Genomic DNA, 22,348 nt, shown 5'->3' on the forward strand with positions numbered 1-22,348 from the left:
CCGACGGTGCCGGTGGGCACCGAGCGGCTGAGGATCACGCCGACCCCGTTCCACAGCGATGCCGACATCGCCCATCTCTCGGGCGCGCTGTGCGACCTGTGGAGCCAGTGCGCGCTCGCAAGGGCCGTGGCGTAGGGGGCAGAGCGCGCGGATCGCCCATTGTCCTGGCCTGCGCCTGCCCTCGTCCCGCGTGCGGCAAGGTCAGATGAAGTGTATGCGGAGGCTCTCGCTCACCGGAAAGTCTGACTTTCATTGCGTAAGGCATAGGCTACGTTTGGTGGGCCGGCACTGTGGGTCCCCCAAACGAGCGGCAAGGAGCAGCGCACATCGGCATGCAGATCGTCACGCTTTCGCTTTTCCGTTTTTCCTCGCCGACGGGCAGGCTCTGGGCCTTCGCGCAGATGGGCCTGATGCATCCGGCGATAGGGCGCCTTGAAGGCCTGTGCTTTTACAAGCTGCTGGGCACGGGCGCCGGTGCGGGGTTTTCGCTCAAGCCCGATTTTTCGACCTATGCCCTGATCTGCGTGTGGCAGGACATGGCGGCCGCGCGCCGGGCGGTCGGGCAGGGAGAGGTCCATGCCGCCTATCGCCGGCATGCGTCGCAGATGGCGACGCTTTATCTGACGCCCACGCGCAGCCGCGGACAGTGGGCCGGCCAGGCGCCATTCACCGTCGATCCGGAGACGGTGCCGCGGCGACCGATCGTGGCGCTCACCCGCGCCACCTTGCGACTGAAGAAGCTCGTCCCGTTCTGGTCGCAGGCGCCGGGCATATCCGACGAGATCGAGACCGATCCGCACCAGCGCTTCATGATGGGGCTGGGCGAGGTGCCCTACAAGCACATGATGACGTTTTCGATCTGGGACGATGAGGCCGCCATGCGCGCCTTTTCGCTCGACAGTGCCAGCCACGGCGTTGCGGTGCGTCGCGCCTGGCAGGAGGGCTGGTTCGTCGAATATCTGTTCGCCCGCTTCAATCTCATCGCCATCGACGGCGCCTGGCCGGGCCTTGAGCCCTTCGCGCAAAGGGCGCAGGAGACCGCGCCGGCGGGCGCGCGCGAGGCCGCATAGCCATGGACAAGATCAGCGACAACGATATCGTCATCCCGGCCATTGCGGTCGATGGCTCATACTACCCGGTCGGCAAGCTGCAGGCGCATCGCGAGGGGATATTGCACCTGGCGGTGTCGGTGTTCGTGTTCTCGGGCGAGCACCTGCTGATCCAGCGGCGCGCATTGGGCAAGTATCACTGCGGCGGACAATGGGCCAATACCTGTTGCACGCATCCGCATTGGGACGAGCCGATGGCTACCGCCGCGGCGCGCCGCCTGCGCGAGGAGCTCGGCTTCGGCGTCGCGCTGGCCGAGCGCCACGAGGTCGAATACACGGCCGATGTCGGCCACGGCCTGCGCGAGAACGAGCGTGTGACCATGTATGTCGGTCAGGCCGACCGGTCCCGGCTGGAGATCAGGCCGGATCCCGAAGAGGTGGCCGAGGTGCGCTGGGCGACGGCGGAGGAACTGCGCGGCGAGATCGCCGAACGCCCCGAAGACTTCACGCCCTGGTTCCGCATCTACTGCGACCGGTTTCCCGATCTGAAGATCTGAGTGTCCCGGCCAATCGTTGTCGCCTTTCGGCCGGCGATCGGCGTGCCCGGCGCGCGCGCCGCGACGGACCCCATTGCACGGATGCAAAAAACCTCCGCTTCGGAGAAGCGGAGGTCGGGCCGGCCTTCGACGGAGGGGCGAGACCGGCATGTTCGCCGCGTGTGCGGGGCGGACGATCCGTGCACCATGGCATGCACGGATCGTGGAGCCCGCAGGCGAGCGGAGCGGCGGGCGCCCGCTAGCTGCCGTCCTGGCCCCAGGTGGAGACCGTCGAGTCGGGCGTGACCGGCCACCAGTTCGGATCCTCCGGCACGATGCCGTGCTTGATCCCCCACGACGTCCAGTCGTCGACCACGGTTCCGGTGATCAGGATGCCGATCCCACCGGTCAGCACCGTCAGCATGGCGAACCACCAGGCCCAGCGGTGGATTGATTCCATGGTGGCGTTGAAGCCCATGGTCCACCTCCAGAACAGGGCGGCACGCTCGGAGGCGGTGCCGCGGTCGGTGATCTGCTCGATCTCGCGCTCGCCGCCATAGCGGCTGACCGCAAGGATCGTCGCGCCATGCATGGCAAACAGCAGCGCCGAGCCGTAAAGGAAGACGATCGACAGCATGTGGAACGGGTTCCAGAACAGGCTGCCGCCCCAGATCAGCGAGAAGTTGTTGGTCCAGTCCAGATGGGTCAGGATGCCGAAGGGCACGCCCTCGCTCCACGAGCCCATCAGCAGCGGGCGGATGAAACCCAGCACCAGATACAGCCAGATCGCGGCGGCAAAGGCGGCCGGAACATGCAGGCCCAGGCCGAGTTCGACCGCGCGGCGATACATGCGGAACCACCACAGGATGATCGACGCGGTGATGAAGAAACCGGCCAAGAGCCACCAGCCGCCTTCCTCGAGGGGCGGAAGCACCTTGGTGCCATGCTCGGGCAGGGGCGGATCGAGCGACAGCCAGGGCATTTCGAGCACGAAACGCACCGGGTTCCAGTCGACCTGGGCCCAGTAGTTCAGCCCGATGATGACGAAACCGATCGTGAAGGTGATCAGCGAGGCCACTCCCAGAAAGCCCAGATAGATCGGGCCGAGCTGGGCGTTGCCTATCTTGCCGAGCCACCAGGAAAAGGTCGCCGTCTTGGTGCGGTCGATCTGGCTTTCGATCGGCACGCCCATTTCCGGCGCCGTGCGAACCTGGATGGCGGTGAAGATGTTCTGATATTCGCGAAACATGATCGTGCCTCCTCAGCCGGCCCAGCGCAGTGACAGGTTGCGCAGCGGCTCCCACCACTCGATCCACGAGCCGCCATAGATCGGCCCGGCCGAGATGAAGATGCACACCGCACTGAAGAAACCGGACGCCAGCGCCAGGAAAAGCCCGAGCCTGTGGATGCCCAGCGTCCCGATCGAATAGCCGATCGTGTCGCGGAAATAGGTGTCCTCGTATTCGGGCGTCTTGACCTCGACGCGCTCGCCGGCCCGGCGCATGCCCGGCTTGCGCGGGTTGACCGCCGACAGCACCAGACCGCCATGCAGCGCCAGCGCGAAGGTGGTGGTGAAGAAGAACGTGATGGCGACCATATGCGCCGGGTTGTAGTGGAAATTGCCGTACTGATAGCCGGTGTCCCACACCCATTGCAGATGGCTCATGATGCCATAGGGGAAACCATGTCCCCACGCGCCCAGCAGCAGCGGTCGGAAGACGACCAGCGTGACATAGGCGAACACGGCCACGCCGAAGGCGAACGGCACGTGATAGCCGATGCCGAGCTTGCGGCAGATTTCCACCTCGCGCAGCAGCCAGGAGCCGAACGCCCCGATCGCGCAGATTGTTATGATCTGCCACAGCCCGCCTTCCTCCAGCGGGGCCAGGCCAAGACCATACTCGATGGGCGGCGGATTGATCGATATCAGCCAGATGTTCCAGGTCGGGCCAAGCGCTGCACCATAGATGATGAGCACCGTGCCCAGAGCGGCAAAGAACGCCGTGGTGACGCCGAAGAAGCCGACATAGAACGGCCCGACCCAGAAGTCGAACAGATCCCCGCCGATCAGCGTGCCGCCACGAACGCGATATTTGCGCTCAAAGCTTAGCATTGCCATGGGTAACCCTCCGATGGCGGGCCGATGATGGCCGGCCCGCATATTCGAATGCATCGATCGGCGGCGGGCAGGCGCTTCAAGCCGGAGCTCGCAGCGCGGTTGCCCGCCACCATTGGTGAGCCGTCGTCAGCCAAAAAGGCGCGGCGTATCCACCGTGCCTTCCATGGACTGCTCCACGGCAGCGCCGCCGACGGGATTGCCTTCGAGCCAGTTGTAGCGCTCTGTGCTCAGCAGTACGAAGTGAATCAGAACTGCCAGCGAGAAGAGGAAGACGCCTTGTACGACCAGCGTTTTGCGCGGGTCGAAGACCATCCAGATTCTCCACATGTCGCTTCTCCTTTACGAAAGCATTGGCAGGAGTGCCGACACCGTCTGGTTGACGCTCTCAAGGGATGCGTAACCTTCCGGCCCCGGAATCCACGGACGCCAGAACCACACAAGGAGGTGGGCAACCACCGCGATCGCGGTGAAGATGCCGAATCCCTGCATGTAGTATCTGTGGAACTCCTGGGCTTCGCCTTCCGACATGCCGGAAAGCGAAACGCTTTGTGGACTAGACATTGATGGACCTCCTAGTCACGAGTGCCGCGGAACCCCGCGGCCGGGTGCTTCCGGACACGGCCAGGCCGCGCCCTTCCGCTTCCACCGGCTGTCAGGCCGGTGAAGGGTGCACGGTCATGCGATCAGCGCATAACCGGCGGCGGCGCGGGCCGAAGACAGCGCCTCCGCAAAGATCGTCTCGCCCGCCGGGCGGTGCGGTGCGCTCTCGCCGAGGCGTCCGAGCGTCGCCACGACCAGGCAGGGCAGGAAGGACACGGCGACCAGCGCACGATATTCCAGGCGGTCGCGACGCCGGTCGGCGCGATGGTGCCGCGGTGCCTTGATCGAGGGCATGTGTGTCGTCATCTTCGGTCTCCTTTCGTCCGCAGGGGGCGGACAGTTGGCTGGCCGCTACGCGGCCTTGCCCGCCACGATCTGCAGTCGCGCGCGTTCGACATGGCTTTGCTCCACGCGCGGCTGGTTCTCGTTTTGGGCAATGGTTTCGGCGGCATCGCGCAGGCTCTTTGCTGCGGAGATGCGCACCAGAACCGGTTGTGCCTCGACGATCCGGTCGAGGTCGGTCTGTGCCTGCACGCTCCAGGGCATGGAGCGCTCGGCGCGCGCCGGCGTCGCCTCGACCGAGTCGAGATCGGTGGCGAGCGGCAGGATGTTGAACAGCGCGTCGAACAGCCCGTTGCAGACCTCCTGGATCATCCAGGACGCGCCCGAATAGCCCATCACCGGCGTGCCGGTGTGCCGGCGGATGATCGCGCCGGGGAAGGAAAGCGGGATGTAGATCGCCTTGCCGCCGGTCTCGGCCAGATACATGCGCTCGTTGTAGGAGCCGAACAGGATCAGCGGCGGGGTGTCCTTGATCGCCTGGCGGATCGCCTCGTTGTCCGGCTTGACGCCGGCGCGGCGCTGGAACGAGAAGGTGCAGGGCAGGCCCATTTCGTCGGCCAGGAAGTGCCTGACGCCGCGCTCATAGGTCTCGTTGGCCACGATCGCGAAAGAGGCGGTGGCAAAGAAGTCCTGCGTCACCGAGCGCCACAGATCCCACATCGGTTTGAGCGTGGTGTGCTTTTCGCGTTCGATGAACGGTTCGGGATCGAGCCCGAGCATCTCGCCGAGCGTGCGCAGGAAGGCGGTGGTCGAATGGATGCCGATGGGCGCCTGCAGATAGGGCCGGTCGAGCGCCTCGCACAGGCCCCGGCCGAACTCGCGATACATGCACACATTGGCGTGGGCGTTGGCGAGCTTGGGCACGTCGGCCAGATGGCTGCCGAGCGGGAAGGTCATGTTGACCTCGGCGCCGATGCCCTCGATCAGCCGGCGGATTTCGGCCAGGTCCGAGGGCATGTTGAAGGTGCCGTAGATCGGGCCGATGATGTTGACCTTGGGCCTTTCGCCTTCCTTGACCGGCTTGGCGGCGCGCACCTTGCCCTTCTTGGGCCCGTACTCGGTCCACAGCCACTTGATGGCGCGGTCGGCCGACTCCCACTGGTCCTCGTCGATGGTGCGCGGCAGGAAGCGCTGGATGTTGGTGCCCTCGGGGGTCACGCCGCCGCCGATCATCTCGGCGATGGAACCGGTCACGACGACGGCCGGCAGGTCCGCATCGAGCACGGCGCGGGCGTTCTTCATGGCCTGTTCGGTGCCGGTCTTGCCGAGCTCTTCCTCGGCCAGGCCGGTGACGACGATCGGCAGCTCATGCGGGGGAAGGGCGTCGGTGTAGTGCAGGACCGAAGTGACCGGCAGGTTCTCGCAGCCCACCGGGCCGTCGATGATCACCTGCAGGCCCTTGATCGCCGTGAAGGCGTAGACCGACCCCCAATAGCCGCCGGCGCGATCGTGATCGATGATCAGGGTCATGGGGTGGCTCCTGCGACGAAGGGGCCGCCTCCCCCCTGAGGGGAGGCAGCAGAGCCAAGCGGAGCGCAGGCGATGCGGTGGGGGTATCGATCGAGCGCGATGCCGGCTCTTACCCCCACCCGGCTCTGTCGCGCTTCGCGCGCCACTCGCCGACCTCCCCTCAAGGGGGAGGTTGGGAGCGATGTCTTGACCATCCTCATGTCCCCACCGCCTCGCCGGCATCGACGGCGTTCTTCGAGATGTTCATGCGGGCCGCGTACTTCTTGCGGAAGGCGGTGTTGACGGTCGGCTTGTCTTCCCAGACCCCGGCCGTGTCGCCCGTGCCGACGCCGTCGAAGAACTCGGTCATCTTGTCGAAGCGCGCCTTGTTGGCGATGGCCGCGTTTATCACGGTGGCGATCGAGCCGGCGCCGGCCGGTCCCATCAGCGGGCGCGCCGAGATCAGGTTGGTGAAATAGAGCGCCGGGGTCGAGGCCTGCTTGGCGTGCTGGACCACGGGCGTGGTGCCGATGGCCAGATCGGGCGCGAACTCCTCGAAGGCGGCGATGTCCTGTTCGAGCGAGGCGCGATAGCGCACCTCGACGCCATGGGCCTTGAGCCAGTCGGCGTCGTCTTTCGAGAAGGGGGTTCTGGGGCAGGCGGTGCCGACATATTTGAGGTCCGCGCCCGCCTCGACCAGCAGCCGGCCGACGAGCAGTTCCGAGCCCTCATAGCCGGACAGGGTGATGCGGCCCGTGATCGGGTTGGCCGCGAGCGCGCCGCGCGTGGCACCCACGAAGGCGTTGCGCGCCGCGTCGATCTTGCCCCTGGCGACATTGGCCTTGTCGCCGATCGCAGTCAGCCAGGCATCGACGCCGTCGGCGCCGACCGGCGCCGAGCCGACGACGGGGCGGCCGGCGGCGGCGAATTCGCGGAAGCTTGCGGTGTAGAACGGATGGATGCCGGCGACCACGGCGCAGTCGAGCGCCGCATACAGCTCGCGCCATTCGCGCACGGGCACGACCGGGCCGGCGGCCAGACCCATCGGTTCGAGCATCTGGCCGATCACCACCGGATCGGCGGGGAACATCTCGCCGACCAGCGTGACGGTCGGCCGTTCGGAAACGCCCTGGCGCGGCGCCATCACCGGGCCGGCGGCCGCCTCGCCTCGGGCATATTTGAGCATGGCGCCGGACAGCACGTCCTTGGCCTCGGCATGGGTCGGCACGCCGAAGCCGGGCACGTCGATGCCGACGATGCGCACGCCGTCGATCTCCTTGGGCAGCGCGCCCAGCGGAATGCCCGAAGCGGTCGGCACGCACAGATTGGTGACGACGACCGCGTCATAGTCCTCCGGCTTGGCCATCTCGTGAACGGCGTCGCGGATGTCCTCGTAGAGCTTGCCGGTGACGAGCGTTTCGGAGTTGAACGGCACGTAGCCGACCGAGCGGCGCGCGCCGTAGAAGTGACTGGTGAAGGTCAGCCCGTAGACGCAGCAGGCGGACCCGCTGAGAATTGTGCCGACGCGGCGCATGCGAAGGCCCACGCGCAGCGACCCGAAGGCCGGGCACATGGATTGCGGCTGCTCGTGCGGGCCCTTGGGATAGTCGCGCTCGAACCCTTCCATGAGTTCGGCATTGCCGGCGGCCTTGGCGGCCGCCTTCATCTGCTCGGGGCCGGCATGGCAGCCGGCACCGTCGATGGCCGATTGCGCGGCGGCCTGGCGCGCCAGTTCGGCGTCCTGGTCGGGCGCCTGATCGGGCGGCGCGTCGAGATGCGGATTCCTGATCAGCGTTTCCGTCATCTCACACCTCGTCGTAGATCACTTCGAGGGAGGGCTTGTCGATCTTGCCGGCCGCGCACATGTCGGCCTGGGTCGCCGGGGTGAGAACGAAGTCGCCGCCGGTCTCCTCGGTGTCGAACAGGGCAAGCAGGCCGTCCTGGCTCAGCGGTGCGGGCTGATGGGGCGGGGCATCGCAAAGGTTTGTCGCCAGTTCACCGAACAGGTCGCCCCAGCGCCCTTCGGGATAGCCGATGATCTGATAGTTGGCGCTCTTCTTGCGGATGTCGTCGTTCTGCGGGATCGCGGCGAGAACGGGAATGCCGACCGCCTCCGCGAAGGCCTTGGCCTCGCCGGAACCGTCATCCTTGTTGACGACCATGCCGGCGACCCCGACATTGCCGCCCAGCTTGCGGAAATATTCGACCGCCGAGCAGACATTGTTGGCCACGTAGAGCGATTGCAGGTCGTTCGAGCCGACGACGACCACCTTCTGGCACATGTCTCGGGCGATCGGCAGGCCGAAGCCGCCGCACACCACGTCGCCGAGGAAATCGAGCAGGACATAGTCGAAATCCCAGTCGTGGAAGCCCAGCTTCTCCAGCGTCTCGAAGCCGTGGATGATGCCGCGCCCGCCGCAGCCGCGGCCGACTTCGGGGCCGCCGAGCTCCATGGCGAACACGCCGTCGCGCTTGAAGCAGACATCGCCGATGACGACCTCTTCGCCCGCTTCCTTCTTGGCCGAGGAGGTGGCGATGATGGTCGGGCAGGCCTTGCCGCCGAACAGAAGCGAGGTGGTGTCGGACTTGGGATCGCAGCCGATCAGCAGCACCTTCTTGCCCTGGCGGGCGAGCATGTAGGAAAGGTTGGCCAGCGTGAACGACTTGCCGATCCCGCCCTTGCCGTAGATCGCGATGATCTGCGTTTCCTTCTTCACCTCGCCGGTGGGGACGGCATCGGGTTCGTGGCTCGCCTCCTCGCGCAGGTTTTCGTACATTTCGGCGCTTGGCCGGCCGCTTGCGTCGGTCATGCGTCTTGCTCCCAATCAAGGATCATCTTCGTGCAGCCCGGATCATCGAAGGCCGTCCGGTAGGCCGTGTCCGCGCTTCGTGCCGGCGCGGTGTGGGAAATCAGGCCGGAAAGATCGAGCCGGCCGGCCGCCACCAGTTCGAGCACGGCGCGCACGTCGGCCGGCTGGAACTCGGCGGCGATGGCAATCTGCGCCTCGCGCATGAAGGCGGGCGGGAACGTGAAGCTGAGCGGCCTGGCGTAGAAACCGGCGAGGACGATCTCGCCGCGGCGCCGCAGCCGCGAGACGGCCAGATCGAGGATGCCGACATCGCCGCTGGCATCGATGATGCGGGCATAGTCGCGCCGATCGTCGTCGTCGGCATTGGTCAGGGCATAGCCGCGCGCGCCATCGAGCCGGGCCGGGTTGATCTCCCAGAGCGTCGGCGCATCGCCGCCCAGCGCGATCGCGATACGCGCGAGCAGCCGGCCCAGAACGCCATGGCCGACGATCAGATCGGGCAGCGGGCCGCCGCCGAGCACGAGCGCGTGATGGGCCGTGGCGGCGAGCGCCAGCAGGACGGCGTCCTGGCCGAGCGCATCGGTGACCGGATAGACCTTGCCCGCATCGACGACCAAGGTGGCGGCGGTCGCGCCGAACAGCGGGCGCACATCGTCATAGCAGCGCGCGCCGGGCACGAAGACCAGAGTGCCTTCTTCAAGCGCGCAATCCTCGGCGGCCTCGACGACACGGCCCACCGATTCGTAGCCCGGAACCAGCGGATAGCCCATGCCGGGGAAGGTCGGCATGGTGCCGTCCCACAGCATCTTCTCGGTGCCGGTGGAAATGCCGCTCCAGTTGACGTCGACAACCGCCTGGCCCGCCTGCGGGTGCGTCAGCGCCACGTCGCGCAGGGCGATGTGCCTTGGCTGTTCGAGTACGATCGCGGTCGTTTCCATTGCCTTGGGCCTGGCGCCATTTTGTGGCGTCGGCGCTTCCTCCGAGCGTCATCCTAAAATGACAGGCTAAGGTGTCAACTATTTTTTACACCTATTTGTCCGAAGATGCTTCAGATTTGGGCAGAGACCAGGCTCGCCACGACCGGCATTGTCGTTGCGTGGCTGCGCATGCGGATGAAGCCGGCCGCGCGCAGCAATGCGAAGATGTCCGCGGGCGTCCGGCAGCGGCCCGAGCGCATGGCGAGCAGATAGAAGGTGAAATAGGCCGCCACGAGCTTGCCGCCGGGTGTGTCGCCGGCCATGGGCTCGCCGATGATCAGCGTGTCGCCGGGATCCATGGCGCGGCGGATGTTGGTCAGGATGCGAAGGGCCGCCTCGTCGTCGTGGTCGTAAAGGACGCGGATCAGGGCGTAGCAATCGGGCTCGCCAGGAATCGGATCGTCGAAGAACGAGCCGCCATGAATGGTCAGGCGCGGGCCAAGGATGCCGCGGCCGAGGCGATCGCGGGCACGGTTGGCGACCGCCGGCAGGTCGAACAGGTCGAGCTCAAGGTCCTTCCAGCGTTCGCCCGCCGCGGCGATGAAAGCGCCGTCGCCGCCGCCAATGTCGATCAGCCGGGCGTGGCCGGCCATGGAATAGGCATCGAGCACCTCGGCGATGACCATGTCCTGGCTGACGCGCATCAATTCGGAATAGGCGGCCGCGTCCGGGGCGCCCGGCTCGCCGCCGACATAGGACCAGAAGCGCGAGGTCGCGGTCTCGGCCGGCGGGTCGCGCAGCAGCGCCACCGGATCGGCAAGGTCGCGATAGACCATGGCGTGATGGCGGACCATGGCGGCGATGCCGGGGCTGGCCGCGACGACGGCGCCATGGTCGGCGAGCGTCCATCGGCCATCGCCTGTTGTGCAGACGAGATCGAGCCCTTCGGCGGCGCGCAGGAGACGTTCGGTGGCCTCGGGCGTCAGCGCGACCTGCCGGGCGATCTCCGCCACGCCCAGCGGGGCTGGCGCGAGCCGTGCGAACAGGTCCAGCTCGACGCAGGCGAGCAGGATCTGCGCATTGGCAAAGCCGGCGGTGATGGCGAACAGACCGTTGGCGCGGCGATTGGCGATGCGGCGCAGGCCGGGCAGGCGCCGCGACAGGCGCCGGAAGCCCGGATCGCCGATCATGCCGTTGCGCCAGAGCCGGAAGCGGTCGCGATAGGAAAGGGAGCCGGGGGCCGGTTTCGTCGATGGCATGGGCGGGTCGCGCGGGGCGATGCTTGCGCCGCGTTCGTCAAGTCGGGCGGCGTCGGTCACGGCGCTCAGGCGGCGTTGGAGGCCAGGCCCTTGGGCATCAGCCGCTTGGCCTCGCCGGCGATGAGCTGGCGCAGGAGCGGCGCGCCGGGACAGTCGGGAACGGCGGCAACGGTCTGCAGCACCATGTCCTGCAACCTTGCGACCGTCGCGGCGATGCCACCTTCGGCGACCGCGTTGGGCCGGCCATTATGCGCATCCTGGCCGACCGGCTTGCCCAGTTCGGCTTCGGTAGCGGCGGCATCGCGCAGATCGTCGGCCACCTGATAGGCGGCGCCGAGCCGGTCGCCGACGGCCCGCCAGGGCTGCGGATCGGCGCCGGCCGCGATGGCACCGGCCACGGTTGCGCCGGTGAACAGCGAGGCCGTCTTGGCCCGATGGTATTCGGCGAGCGGGGCGTCCTGCTCGCTCTCCCAGGCCTGTCCGGCGACGAGCCCGTGCGGCATGCCGGCGGCGCGCGCCACCGTGCCGACCAGCGGGGCGATCAGGTGCGGGCTGGCCACGCATTCGCGCGCGATCGTCTCGAATGCGGCGATGATCAGCGCATCGCCCGTCAGCAGCGCCAGCGCTTCCGAATAGGCGGCGTGCACCGAGGGCTTGCCGCGCCGCGTCGCCGCATCGTCGAAACACGGCATGTCGTCATGGACGAGCGAGGCACAGTGGATCAGCTCGACGGCGACGGCGGCGGCGTCGGCCGCTTCCGGGTTGTCATCGCCGCAGGCCATCGCCACGGCCAGGCACAGCCGCGGCCGGATGCGCGCGCCGCCCGGAAAGACGGCGTAGCGCAGCGCTTCGGCGATCCGCGGCGGCTGGCCGCCGGCGGTGGACAGCTTTATGCTTCGCTCGAGCGCACGCTCGATCCGCGCGTTCATATCCATGGAGCGTTCTCCCGCGGTTCGCCGAAACGTCAATTTACATCGACATTCGATACTGTAAAATCAAATTGACACATCGAGGCCAAATGTCAACGCGGTACAGCGCAAAGGCAGCATGAACACGATCGGACAGCGCCAGCGAATTGTTGTCATCGGCGCCGGCATGGGCGGGCTGGCGGCGAGCATCCGGCTCGCCGGCCATGGCTATGACGTGCTCGTCATCGAGGCGCAGGAGAGCCCGGGCGGCAAGGCGCGGCATGTGGCGGTGGACGATGCGCACATCGATGCCGGGCCGACGGTGTTCACCATGAAATGGGTGTTCGACCGGCTGCTGGCCGAAAAGGGGCTGGCGCTCGAGGACGAGGTCGAGCTTGGCCAGGCCGGCACGCTGGCGCGGCATGCCTGGCCCGACGGCTCGATGCTCGACCTGCATGCCGACATAGACGCTTCGGTCGAGGCGATCGCCGAATTCTCCGACCGTGCCAATGCCGAGGGCTATCGCCGCTTCTGTTCACACTCGCGGGCGATCTTCGAGACGCTCAAGGAGCCGTTCATCGCCGGCCAGCGGCCGAGCATGGCCGGGTTCATCGCCCGGCTCGGGCCGCTGTCGATCCGCCGGCATCTGATGCTCAAGCCGTTCACCATGCTGTGGCCGGCGCTGGGACGGTACTTCACCGATCCGCGCCTGCGGCAATTGTTTGCGCGCTATGCGACCTATGTGGGCTCCTCGCCCTTCATGACGCCGGCGACGCTGATGCTGATCGCCCATGTCGAGCAGGACGGGGTGTGGACCGTCAGGGGCGGCATGCACGCGCTGGCGCAGGGGCTGGTGCGGCTGGGCGCGCGCTGCGGCGTGCGCCACCGGTTCGGCGCGCGGGTCGAACGCATCGTCACCCATGGCAGCCGTGTCACCGGCGTGGTGCTCGAGGACGGCGAGGCGGTCGAGGCCTCGGCGATCGTCTTCAATGGCGATGTGTCGGCGCTCGCCGGCGGGCTGCTGGGCAAGGCGGCGACGGCCGCCGGCGCCAAGCCCGTGCCGCCGGACAAGCGGTCCATCTCGGCGATCGCGGTGGCCGGGCTGATGGCGCCGCCCGATTTCCCGCTCGCCCATCACACCGTCTTCTTCGGCAGCGACTATCGGGACGAGTTCGCGGCGATCTTCGAGCGGCGCACTGTCACCGCCGAGCCCACAACCTACATCTGCGCGCAGGATCGCGCGTCGGACGGAACGCTGTCCGAGGCGGCCCGCAAGGCCGGGCGGGAGCGCTTCCTGATGCTGATCAACGCGCCGGCGGACGGCGACCTGAAAGACTATACGGCCGGGGAGATCGACCGATGCATGGACAAGGCCATGACGGTGCTGCGCCGGGGCGGGCTGACCCTCGATCGGGCGGCGATGCGCGTGCACACGACCGCGCCGGACGGGTTCGCCCGGCTGTTTCCGGGCAGCGGGGGCGCGATCTACGGGCGGGCGTCGCACGGGTGGATGGCGTCGTTCAAGCGGCCGGGGGCGCGCACGAGGATATGGGGCCTGTACCTGGCGGGCGGCAGCGTGCATCCGGGGCCGGGGGTGCCGATGGCGACCCTTTCCGGGATGCTGGCGGGGGACGCGTTTCTGTCGGACCGGTTTTCGACAGCGCGGTTCCAGGACGCGGCTATCTCTGGTGGTATGTCGACGGAATGAGCGATTGCGGCCGCTACGGCGTGTCGGTCATCGCGTTCGTCGGCTCGGTGTTCTCGCCCTATTACGCCTGGCGCGGCCGGCGCGATCCGGACGATCATGTGTGCATCAACGTGGCGCTCTACGCGCCGGGCGGCAATCGCTGGACGATGACCGAGCGCGGCCGGTCGGCGCTCGATCGGGGGCCGGGCCATTTCCGGGTCGGACCGAGCCGGCTCGACTGGGACGGCCGGGCGCTGACCATCGCCTTTGACGAGATCGCGGTGCCGCGGCCACCGCGCCAGTTCCTGCCGCAGCGCGTGGCGGGGCGGATCACGCTGGTCCCGCACGCGATCACGGGGCGCACCTTCGACATCGACCTGGCCGGCAGGCAGCGCTGGTGGCCGATCGCGCCCTCCGGCGACATCGCCGTCGAGTTCGACAAGGGCGGCATTCCCGACTGGACCGGGCACGGCTATCTGGACAGCAATTGGGGGACGGTCGGGCTCGAGCACAGTTTCGTGCGCTGGGACTGGGCGCGCGGTGCCCTGGCCGACGGCGAGTCGGTGATCCTTTATGACGCCGATCTGATCGACGGGCGCAAGGCCTTTCTCGTGCTGCGGATCGATGCCGAAGGGCGGGTCGCCGAAAAGGGCGAATTGCCATGGAGCGCGCTCGAGCGCGGGTTCTGGGGCGTCGGCCGGGGCGCCCATGCCGATCCCGGACATCGCCCGGTGATCGCGCGGACGCTCGAGGACGGCCCGTTCTACATGCGCTCGCTGGTCGACACCGTGCTGTTCGGCCAGAAGGTTCGGCTGATGCACGAAAGCCTGTCGGGCACGCGCTTTGCCAATCCGATCGTCAAGGCGATGCTGCCGTTCCGCATGCCGCGCCGGGCACACTATCAGCCGCGCGCATGAGGTGCCTTGTCGCCGGCGGCGTCGCGCTCGGCCTCGCGCGCCTTGCGCGCCTTGACGTCGCGGTTCAGCGAGCGCATCTGCCAGACATAGAAGATGGCGAATGCCACCGCGCCGAAGATCACCTCGATGATGCCGACATATTCCATCGAGCGTTCCCCCTTCAGCGCTGGACCGCTTCGAGCGCCTGGCGGCGACTGTGCGCCTCGGCCATGATTTCCAGCATGCGTCCGAACTTGGCATCGAACCCGCGCGGCGCGCTCGGGTCGCGGTCGGCCGCCCATTCGACCAGGCTCTGCACGGACGGGTGGGGCGGATCGGACATGGGCGGGCGCAGCGGAAACGGCGCCAGCGCGGCGACGGCGATCAGCTCGCCCTTGCGACGCGCGGTGGTGTAGGCCCGCGCATCGATGCTGTTGCATCCGGCCCGCCGGATCTCGCGGCCGATCTCCTGATAGATCAGGGCCGCCGAGCGGATGGCGGGGCGACAGTCGAGCGGCAGGCCGGCGACGCCCGTCAGCGCACGGTCATAGAGCTGGTCGGCGATGTCGAGCAGCCGGGAAACGACGGCGCCCAGCGCTGGCGTGAAACGCGGCGCGGCGCGCAACCGGTCCGGATCGATGCCGGCCTCGTCGAGCCATCGCAGCGGCAGATAGATGCGCCCGCGGCGGGCATCCTCGCCGACATCGCGGGCGATATTGGTCAGTTGCATGGCAAGGCCGAGATCGGCGGCGCGGGCCAGGACGGCGCGCTCGCGCGTGCCCATGACCAGCGTCATCATCACGCCGACGGTGGCGGCGACGCGGGCGGCATAGTCCATCAGCGCGTCAAGCGTCTCGTAATCGCGACCGGCCTCGTCCCAGCCATAGCCCTCGATCAGGGCGAGCGGGATCTCGCGCGGGATGCGATATGTGCGGGCGACGGCGGCGAAGGCCCGGTCGCAAACCAGGTCGATCGGCCGGCCGTCATAGATCAGCTCGATACGCCGGCGCAGGCGGTCGGAGGCATGGCCGTCATTGTGCGCGTCGTCGACGAGATCGTCCGAGGAGCGGCAGAAGGCATAAAGGGCGCGCGCGGCCAGCCGCTCGTTGCGCGGCAGCAGGCGCGAGGCGGCGTAAAACGACTTCGAGCCCGCCCGGATGCTCTCATGGCACAGGCGCCGGTCATGGGCGCTCAACAGCGGCGGGCTAGACGCGCTCATGGGCATGGGGGACGAGCTTGTCGAGAATGGCGGCCGAGGAGACGACGCCAGGCAGGCCGGCACCGGGATGAGTGCCGGCGCCGACAAGATAGAGGTCGCTGATCTCCTCGGAGATGTTGTGCGGCCGGAACCAGGCGAGCTGGAAGATGGTCGGCTCCATGCCGAAGGCCGCGCCCTTGGTCGACAGCAGCCGGTCCCGGAAATCGAGCGGCGTCATCATCTTCGAGGTCACCACCGCCTCGGGCAGGCCGGGCAGCAGGGTGCCCGCGAGGTAGGTCTCGATGCGCTTGCGGTAGGGCTCGGCCATTTCGGCCCAGTCGATATCGGCGTCAAGGTTGGGCACGGGCGCCAGCACGTAGAAGGCGTCGCATCCTTCGGGGGCGACCGAAGGATCGGTCGCCGAAGGCCGGTGAAGATAAAGGCTGAAATCGTCGGCGAGCACCTTGCGGTCGAAAATGTCGGCGAGCAGGCCCTGATAGCGCGGTCCCATCAGGATGGTGTGGTGGTCGACATCGTCATAGCGACGGTTCGTGCCGAAATACCACACGAGCAGGCTCATGGAATATTTCATCCGGGCCAGCTTGCGGTCGGTCCAGCGCTTGCGGGTGTGGTTGCGCAGAAGGTGGCTGTAGGTCCAGCCGGCCTCGGCATTGGACACGACCAGATCGGCGCGCAGGCTGTCGCCATCGGAAAGGCGCACACCGCGCGCGGCGTCGCGCTCGACGACGATCTCGTCGACCTCGGTGGCGAGCCGGAACGTCGTGCCGTGGCGCTCGGCGAGATCGGCGATGCCGCGCGCCAGTGCACCGGTGCCGCCCATCGCGTAGTGGACGCCGTATTCGCGCTCGAGATAGGAGATCAGGCTCATCACGCCCGACGTGCGCATCGGATTGCCGCCGATGAACAGCGGATGAAAGCTCAGCGACTGGCGCACCTGCTCGTTGCGCACATATCGGGAGACCAGGCCATGCACGGACCGGTCGGCGCGCCGCGCGATCAGGCCCGGCATGGACCCGATCATCGTCGTCAGCCTGTTGAACGGCCGGTCGATCATCTTCTGAAAGCCGGTCTTGAAGCATTTGTGGCTTTCGACGAGGAATTCCTCGTAACCGCTGACGTCGCCGGGCTCGAAGGCGGCGATCTCCTGGCGCATCTTGTCGCCGTCCGACCAGCAGCGGAACTGGCGGCCGTCATCGAAGCGGATGGTGTAGTAGGGCTCCATCGGCTTGAGCGTGACGTGGTCGGCCATGCGTTCGCCGCACAGCGACCACAATTGCTCGAAGATGAAGGGCGCGGTGATGATGGTCGGCCCGGCATCGAAGGTGAAGCCGTCCTGGCGATGCACATAGGCGCGGCCGCCGATCCGGTCGAGCTTGTCGATCACGGTGACGCGGTAGCCGCGCGCGCAAAGGCGCACGGCCGCGGCCAGCCCGCCGAAGCCGGCGCCGATGACGATGGCATGGGGACGAGCGTCGGTCTGAGCGGGAGCGGCGGTCGGCGGCGGCTGGTGAACGGTCATCATGGCGCGGAAGTAAAAACTGCGGGTACTGGTTTGGCAAGCTGGCCCGAGCCGGGAAGCGGCCTTCACCTGGCGTTGGCGGGCGTCGTCAGGACGCCGGCATCGGTCGCAATTTTCTCAATGATTTCAGAAAATTGCCGTGGATCGCTTTCATGGGCGACATGTCCTCCCTTCGCAAGGGACAAGACCGACGCCGAGTTTGTCTGCCGCGCGGCCTGCCGCGAGACGCGCGCCGGCACCATCGGATCGTCCTCGTTGACCACGAGCGTCAGCGGCGTCTGCAGCGTGTGCATACGGGCGCGGAGCGGCTTCAGATCCCAATTGGCCATCATGCCGAGTGCGCCGGCGACATGGTCGGGCATGCGCATGAGCGTTTCGTACTGGCCGATGCCCGCTTCGTCGAGCTCGGAACCGGTGCGTTCGAGCAGACGGCGGGGCAGATTGGTGTGACGCGCCTGAAACGCCACGGTCTGCGCGGTGAAGGGGTTCAGAAACAGCGCCTTGGCCAGCGGCGACAGGAGCGCGTTGCCCTCGATCGGCTCGAGCGCGGCGTTGAGCCCGACGATGGCGGCCGGATCGATCGATCCGTTCAGGGCCATCTCGATCAGGATGGCGGCGCCGGCGGAGTGGCCGACGGCGATGGCGGGGCGAAAGGAAAGCCCATCGAGCACGATTGCAAGTTCGGCCGCCATGCCGGGCAGGGTGAGCGCCTTGCCGCGCGCGCCGGTGGTGAAGCCGTGGCCGGGCAGGTCCATGGCGAGCACGTCGAAGCGGTCGGCCAGTTGCGGCATCAGGTCGCGATAGGAATGGGTCGAGGCGCCGGTGCCGTGCACGAGCAGGCATGCGGGCGCGGTGTCGGCCCCCATGCGCTGGATGTGCCATGTCAGATTGCCGGCGCGCAGGAAACGGCTGTGTTCGGCATTGGGCCATGTGGCCGCGAGATCGGGCCAGTGCGCGGGCGGCTCGGCGGGCGTGGGGGCGGTCACGGTCACGGCGCCTTGAGATAGCTTGCGACGACCTCCGACATGGCGCCCGCATCGGCGCGCGGCAAGGTGACGTAGTCGGCATGCATCGTTTCGGCGAGCGTGCGGGCGCCCTCGCGCGGGCGCCGGGCGATGTCGATGATCACCGACCGGATGCCGAGCGCGGCGCTCTGGCGGGCCAGATCGAGCGCATCGGCGCGGGCGCCGGCGCGGTCCTGCGTGCCGTCGAGCGCGACATTGCCCTTGCCGTCGGTCAGCATGACCAGCAGCGGCGACTGGCCGCGGCGCTTGGCGCGCACGGACAGGTCCAGGGCAGCCTTGATGCCATGGGCGAGCGGCGTCGGCCCGCCGCCGGGCAGGGCGGTCAGGGCGCGCTTGGCGCGCACCAGCGAGCGCGTCGGCTCCAGAAGCGTTTCGGCGCCGGCACCGCGGAAGGCGACCAGCGCCACCTGGTCGCGGCGCACATAGCATTCGGCGAGCAGCATCTCGACGCAGCCCTTGGCCTCGGCCAGCCGTTCGAGCGCGGTCGAACCGGATGCGTCGACGGCGAAGATGGCCGTCGATTCGGTGTTGTGGGCGTAGCGCGTGTAGCGGAAGTCGGACGGGCGGACATCGAGCGGCTCGCCCGGCGACCACGGGCCGAGCCCGCGCGCCTTGCGGCGGATGGCCTGCCAGGGCGCAGCGGTGCGCAGCGTGGCGGTGACGTTGGGCCGGGCGCCCGGAAAGGGCGGGCGCGCGACGAGCCCGGAGGGACGGCCGCGCCGGGCACCCTGGCGCAGGGCGCCGGACTTGCCCGCCGCGCTGTCCCCGCGGGTGCGCGTCATGCCGGTCTTCTCGAAGGCTTGAAGATCGAGCCCGGCCGACCGGGCCGCATTGACGAGGATGTCGTTGAGAAGGTCGGGATCGAACTCGGGCGCCTCGCGCTCATCGGCGTCGCCCCGATCGGCGCCTTCGGCGGGCGGGGGCGGCTCGGGCGGCGGCGCGTCATCGCCATCGCCGGAGGTCTCGGCCTGGTCATCGGCGTGCTCGGGCGCCTCGATCGCCGCGCCGCAGGTCAGGCGGAGCGCGACGGCCACATCGGCCTCTTCGGCGGCGCTTCGGCCGGCCATGGCCGCATGGATGCGGGTCGCCAGCATGGCCTGGACCGGCGCGCGCATGGAGGCGCCGCGCAGCATCGCGGTGGCCTTCACGACGGTGTCGGCCAGCGGTGCGGCGACCGCGACATCGGCGATGGCCGCCGCGTCGGGCAGCGCGACGCAGCCCGGATCGGCGATGGCGCCGCGCAGGGCGATGCCGTCGAGCCGGATCCGCAGTCCGAGCCGGTCGGCGATGGCGCCGGGCAGGTGATGGTCCTCGTCATGATCGTCCGATTCGTCGAGCGCGATCAGGCCGAACCGGGCCGGCCGTCCGCCGTCGAGCGCATGGCTGTCCATGGCGCGCGCGATGATGCCGGCAAGGGCCGGGGTCATGCGCTCGGCCATGGCGACGATCAGCCAGCCGCCATCGAGCGTTTCGAGCAGGCCGGCGTCGCGCACCGGCCGGCCCTTTGCAAGCGTTGCGGCGACATCGATGCCGCCGGTCAGCCGGGCGGGCGCGATGGACGGGGCGATGCGGCGGACCGGCGCGTCGCCGGGCCGGCAGCGTCCTGCGACATCGAGCCACCGGTCGCGCACCGGCGAGGCGCGGCCGAGGACGTGAATGCCGCCCATGGCGACCGGCGCGCAGGCGAAGATCCGGGCGGCCAGGCACGCATCGGCAAACGCCGCGTCCGGGGCGTCGCTGCGTGCCGCGGTCCCGGTCGCGGACGCTGTGTCCGCGCTTGCCACCCGGTCAAGCATGGCCGGCGGCGCCGTTGGCGACCTCGCCCACCGCCCGCTCGACACGGGCGGCCGAGCCGGCCTCGTCGAGCGGGTCGCGGCGCAGGCGATGGCGCAGCGCCATGGGCGCGATGGCGACGATGTCGGCCTTTTGCGTCTCGGTGCGGCCGGCCAGCGCGGCGCGGGCGCGGGCGGCGCGCATCAGCGTCAACTCGCCGCGCAGGCCGTCGACGCCGAGCGCCATGCAGATCCGGGAGGCAAGCTCGAGCACATCGTCGGGCACCGAAACGTCGTCGATCAGGCCGCGCGCCTTGTCGATCTTGCGCCGCACGGCCGCATCCTTGCGCTTGTAGGTGTCCACGAAGCCGTCCCGGTCGCGCTCATAGGCCTCGCGCCGGCGCACGACCTCGACCCGGTCGGCGAGATTGCCGGGCGAGGCGACATCGACGGCGAGACCGAAGCGGTCGAGCAGTTGCGGGCGCAACTCGCCCTCCTCGGGGTTGCCCGAGCCGATCAGCACGAAGCGCGCCGGATGGCGTACCGACAGGCCCTCGCGCTCGACGACGTTGACGCCCGAGGCGGCGACATCGAGCAACAGGTCGACCAGATGGTCTTCGAGCAGGTTCACCTCGTCGATGTAAAGAAAGCCGCGATGGGCGCGCGCCAGAAGGCCGGGCTCGAAGGCCTTTTCGCCGGCGATCAGCGCGCGTTCGAGGTCGAGCGCGCCGCACACGCGATCCTCGGTCGCGCCCAGCGGCAGGTCGACGACCGGGGCCGGCCGCTTCTTCGGCCGGCCGGGCGTGTCGGCATTGCATACCGTGCAGATCTCGACCGGCCTGTCGGGCTCGCAATTGTAAAGGCAGGACGGCCGTGTCTGGATGCCGGGCAGAAGCGCGGCCAGGGCGCGGATGGCTGTCGACTTTCCGGTTCCGCGATCGCCGAAGACGAGCACGCCCCCAAGAAGCGGGTCGACGGCCGTCATCAAAAGGGCCTGTTTCATTTCCTCTTGGCCGACAATGGCGGCAAAGGGGAACGGCGCTGACATCGGTTTCTCCTTCAAGGTGTCAATTCCGGTTGACATTGTGGCATGGTGCCGATGCGATTTCCACGGCGTTTTTCGCAACCCCGGTCGCCATGCAACCGGCCGTGCGCGTGCGTGCCGGGCGCCTGGCGTCAACCACGCCGGACCAGTCCGGTTGACGGGCACATTTGACATGCTAAGTCATTGCGGCGAAGGGCTCGATTTGGAGGAAACCACGTGAAATCGTTCAATATATTGATTTTGGCGGCGGGGGCTGTCGTCGCCTCGACGGCCGCTTTCGCATTTGAAGATGGCGATCCGGAAGCCGGCGAACAGGTCTTCCGGACGTGTTCGACCTGCCACAACGTCGAAGACGAGCGCAACAAGGTCGGCCCGCATCTGGTCAACGTGATCGGGCGGACGCCGGGCACGGTCGAGGGATTTCGCTATTCGCGGGCGATGACGCAGTTCGGTGAGGAAGGCAATGTCTGGGACAAGGAGACGATCGCCGCCTATCTCGCCGATCCGCGCGGTTACGTTCGCGGCAACCGGATGGCTTTTGTCGGTCTTCGCAGCGACGAGGAGATCGCCGACGTGATCGCCTATCTGGCGCAGTTCTCCGAAACGCCGGCCGAGGAGGAAGCCGCCGAGGCGGAGGACGCCGAGGACGCCGGCGCGCAGGACGATGCTGCCGCACAGGAAGGCGACGAGGAGGCGAGCGACAGCCAGTAGGCTTTCGCGTCCTGATCGCATTGAAAAGCCCGCCGCTGGTCCGGCGGGCTTTTTGCTTTGCAGCGAAAAATGCCGCAATGCGGCGCCGCCGACCTACGACTCATGTCTAATGCGGCGAATGCCGGCCGGGACGGTGCGGCGCGCCCGAAATCGGGCTCGCGGCAGTCGCCGGATGGCGCGTTCGGGGCGTGGCCACATGGCAGCAACGCTCTGTTTTCCTTGCGGTTCCGGAAACGGTGGCAAGGCGGTGCGAAGCCGTGTGCAGGTGCGCCGTCCACAACCTCACCGGCGCGCCGAAATCGGTGCGACAACCCTCGCCAGCGGCGCCAATTCGCCCTATCATGGCCGACGGATGAGGAGTTATCCGCGTGTGAGGAGGCACGATGTCAGGTCACCGGGACGGGCCGGATGACCCAGTGGGTGCCAGCGACCAGCCGGGGAGACCGGCGCCGGATTTTCGATATTCGGTGGTCGCCACGCCCACT

Annotated in this window: 22 protein-coding genes and 1 pseudogene; 6 read left to right on the top strand and 17 right to left on the bottom strand. The window is 68.1% G+C overall.

The genetic code is table 11. The features are described 5' to 3' along the window. The 3 genes and pseudogenes from RBB34_RS16765 to RBB34_RS16775 form a co-directional block, all read left to right on the top strand. Positions 1-135: pseudogene (locus RBB34_RS16765) on the top strand (5-aminolevulinate synthase); the annotation flags it as partial. A gap of 197 nt (positions 136-332) precedes the next feature. Continuing rightward, entirely contained in the window at positions 333-1,070 is a 738-nt protein-coding gene (locus tag RBB34_RS16770) for a hypothetical protein (RefSeq protein WP_306120395.1), read from the top strand. Between the two features lie 2 nt (positions 1,071-1,072). Then, the gene (locus tag RBB34_RS16775; RefSeq protein ID WP_306120396.1) at positions 1,073-1,606 is read left to right on the top strand and encodes an NUDIX domain-containing protein; all 534 of its coding nucleotides are present in this window, start codon (positions 1,073-1,075) and stop codon (positions 1,604-1,606) included. Between the two features lie 238 nt (positions 1,607-1,844). Here RBB34_RS16775 and pufM read toward each other — a convergent pair whose 3' ends face one another. The 11 genes from pufM to RBB34_RS16830 all read right to left on the bottom strand — a co-directional run bounded on the left by pufM (position 1,845) and on the right by RBB34_RS16830 (position 12,016). Continuing rightward, the gene (gene pufM / locus RBB34_RS16780) at positions 1,845-2,834 is read right to left on the bottom strand and encodes a photosynthetic reaction center subunit M (RefSeq protein WP_306120397.1); all 990 of its coding nucleotides are present in this window, start codon (positions 2,832-2,834) and stop codon (positions 1,845-1,847) included. A 12-nt stretch (positions 2,835-2,846) separates the two neighbouring features. Beyond that, entirely contained in the window at positions 2,847-3,704 is an 858-nt protein-coding gene (gene pufL / locus RBB34_RS16785; RefSeq protein ID WP_306120398.1) for a photosynthetic reaction center subunit L, read from the bottom strand. A 126-nt stretch (positions 3,705-3,830) separates the two neighbouring features. Continuing rightward, on the bottom strand, positions 3,831-4,031 hold the full coding sequence (pufA, locus tag RBB34_RS16790) for a light-harvesting antenna LH1, alpha subunit (RefSeq protein ID WP_306120399.1): 201 nt from the start codon (positions 4,029-4,031) through the stop codon (positions 3,831-3,833). Positions 4,032-4,043: 12 nt separating this feature from the next. Continuing rightward, positions 4,044-4,265 carry a light-harvesting antenna LH1, beta subunit gene (pufB, locus tag RBB34_RS16795; protein ID WP_306120400.1) on the bottom strand — a complete coding sequence of 74 codons (222 nt, stop codon included), beginning with the start codon at positions 4,263-4,265 and terminating at the stop codon, positions 4,044-4,046. Positions 4,266-4,379: 114 nt separating this feature from the next. Next, entirely contained in the window at positions 4,380-4,610 is a 231-nt protein-coding gene (locus RBB34_RS16800; protein WP_306120401.1) for a hypothetical protein, read from the bottom strand. A 45-nt stretch (positions 4,611-4,655) separates the two neighbouring features. After that, positions 4,656-6,116 (bottom strand): chlorophyllide a reductase subunit Z, encoded by a 1,461-nt coding sequence (gene bchZ / locus RBB34_RS16805; RefSeq protein WP_306120402.1) that lies wholly within the window; start codon positions 6,114-6,116, stop codon positions 4,656-4,658. 196 nt (positions 6,117-6,312) lie between these two features. Beyond that, on the bottom strand, positions 6,313-7,899 hold the full coding sequence (gene bchY, locus RBB34_RS16810) for a chlorophyllide a reductase subunit Y (RefSeq protein ID WP_306120403.1): 1,587 nt from the start codon (positions 7,897-7,899) through the stop codon (positions 6,313-6,315). A 1-nt stretch (position 7,900) separates the two neighbouring features. Beyond that, positions 7,901-8,905 (bottom strand): chlorophyllide a reductase iron protein subunit X, encoded by a 1,005-nt coding sequence (locus tag RBB34_RS16815; RefSeq protein ID WP_306120404.1) that lies wholly within the window; start codon positions 8,903-8,905, stop codon positions 7,901-7,903. Beyond that, a complete protein-coding gene (bchC, locus tag RBB34_RS16820) occupies positions 8,902-9,843 on the bottom strand; it encodes a chlorophyll synthesis pathway protein BchC (RefSeq protein WP_306120405.1) in 942 nt (313 codons plus the stop codon). The genes RBB34_RS16815 and bchC overlap by 4 nt, the downstream gene beginning before the upstream one ends. A gap of 110 nt (positions 9,844-9,953) precedes the next feature. Beyond that, positions 9,954-11,081 carry a methyltransferase gene (locus tag RBB34_RS16825; RefSeq protein WP_306120406.1) on the bottom strand — a complete coding sequence of 376 codons (1,128 nt, stop codon included), beginning with the start codon at positions 11,079-11,081 and terminating at the stop codon, positions 9,954-9,956. 65 nt (positions 11,082-11,146) lie between these two features. After that, positions 11,147-12,016, bottom strand: a complete 870-nt coding sequence (locus tag RBB34_RS16830; RefSeq protein WP_306120407.1) for a polyprenyl synthetase family protein — start codon at positions 12,014-12,016, stop codon at positions 11,147-11,149. 112 nt (positions 12,017-12,128) lie between these two features. Between RBB34_RS16830 and crtD the strand changes: the two genes are divergently transcribed. Together crtD and RBB34_RS16840 are read left to right on the top strand one after the other, a co-directional pair. Beyond that, positions 12,129-13,697, top strand: coding sequence for a 1-hydroxycarotenoid 3,4-desaturase CrtD (gene crtD, locus RBB34_RS16835; RefSeq protein WP_306120408.1), 1,569 nt, complete (start codon positions 12,129-12,131; stop codon positions 13,695-13,697). Then, positions 13,694-14,593, top strand: coding sequence for a carotenoid 1,2-hydratase (locus tag RBB34_RS16840; RefSeq protein WP_306120409.1), 900 nt, complete (start codon positions 13,694-13,696; stop codon positions 14,591-14,593). The genes crtD and RBB34_RS16840 overlap by 4 nt, the downstream gene beginning before the upstream one ends. On the opposite strand, the gene RBB34_RS16845 is transcribed toward RBB34_RS16840, so the two are convergent. The 6 genes from RBB34_RS16845 to bchI all read right to left on the bottom strand — a co-directional run bounded on the left by RBB34_RS16845 (position 14,578) and on the right by bchI (position 21,155). Then, a complete protein-coding gene (locus RBB34_RS16845; protein ID WP_306120410.1) occupies positions 14,578-14,739 on the bottom strand; it encodes a hypothetical protein in 162 nt (53 codons plus the stop codon). The two genes, RBB34_RS16840 and RBB34_RS16845, sit on opposite strands and share 16 nt — an antisense overlap. Before the next feature lie 14 nt (positions 14,740-14,753). Beyond that, positions 14,754-15,791: a phytoene/squalene synthase family protein gene (locus RBB34_RS16850; RefSeq protein ID WP_306120411.1), complete on the bottom strand. Its 1,038-nt coding sequence runs from the start codon at positions 15,789-15,791 to the stop codon at positions 14,754-14,756. After that, on the bottom strand, positions 15,778-17,313 hold the full coding sequence (gene crtI / locus RBB34_RS16855; protein WP_306120412.1) for a phytoene desaturase family protein: 1,536 nt from the start codon (positions 17,311-17,313) through the stop codon (positions 15,778-15,780). The genes RBB34_RS16850 and crtI overlap by 14 nt, the downstream gene beginning before the upstream one ends. Positions 17,314-17,375: 62 nt before the next feature. Continuing rightward, positions 17,376-18,296 (bottom strand): alpha/beta fold hydrolase BchO, encoded by a 921-nt coding sequence (bchO, locus tag RBB34_RS16860; protein ID WP_306120413.1) that lies wholly within the window; start codon positions 18,294-18,296, stop codon positions 17,376-17,378. A 2-nt stretch (positions 18,297-18,298) separates the two neighbouring features. Continuing rightward, positions 18,299-20,131, bottom strand: coding sequence for a VWA domain-containing protein (locus RBB34_RS16865; RefSeq protein ID WP_306120414.1), 1,833 nt, complete (start codon positions 20,129-20,131; stop codon positions 18,299-18,301). Next, positions 20,124-21,155, bottom strand: a complete 1,032-nt coding sequence (gene bchI, locus RBB34_RS16870; protein WP_306120415.1) for a magnesium chelatase ATPase subunit I — start codon at positions 21,153-21,155, stop codon at positions 20,124-20,126. Before bchI ends, RBB34_RS16865 begins: the two co-directional genes overlap by 8 nt. 213 nt (positions 21,156-21,368) lie before the next feature. On the opposite strand from bchI, the gene RBB34_RS16875 reads away from it, so the two are divergent. Next, positions 21,369-21,863 (top strand): cytochrome c family protein, encoded by a 495-nt coding sequence (locus tag RBB34_RS16875; RefSeq protein WP_306120416.1) that lies wholly within the window; start codon positions 21,369-21,371, stop codon positions 21,861-21,863. Positions 21,864-22,348: the final 485 nt, after the last annotated feature.

The organism is Roseitalea sp. MMSF_3546 (assembly GCF_030732865.1).
Lineage (GTDB): Bacteria > Pseudomonadota > Alphaproteobacteria > Rhizobiales > Rhizobiaceae > Roseitalea.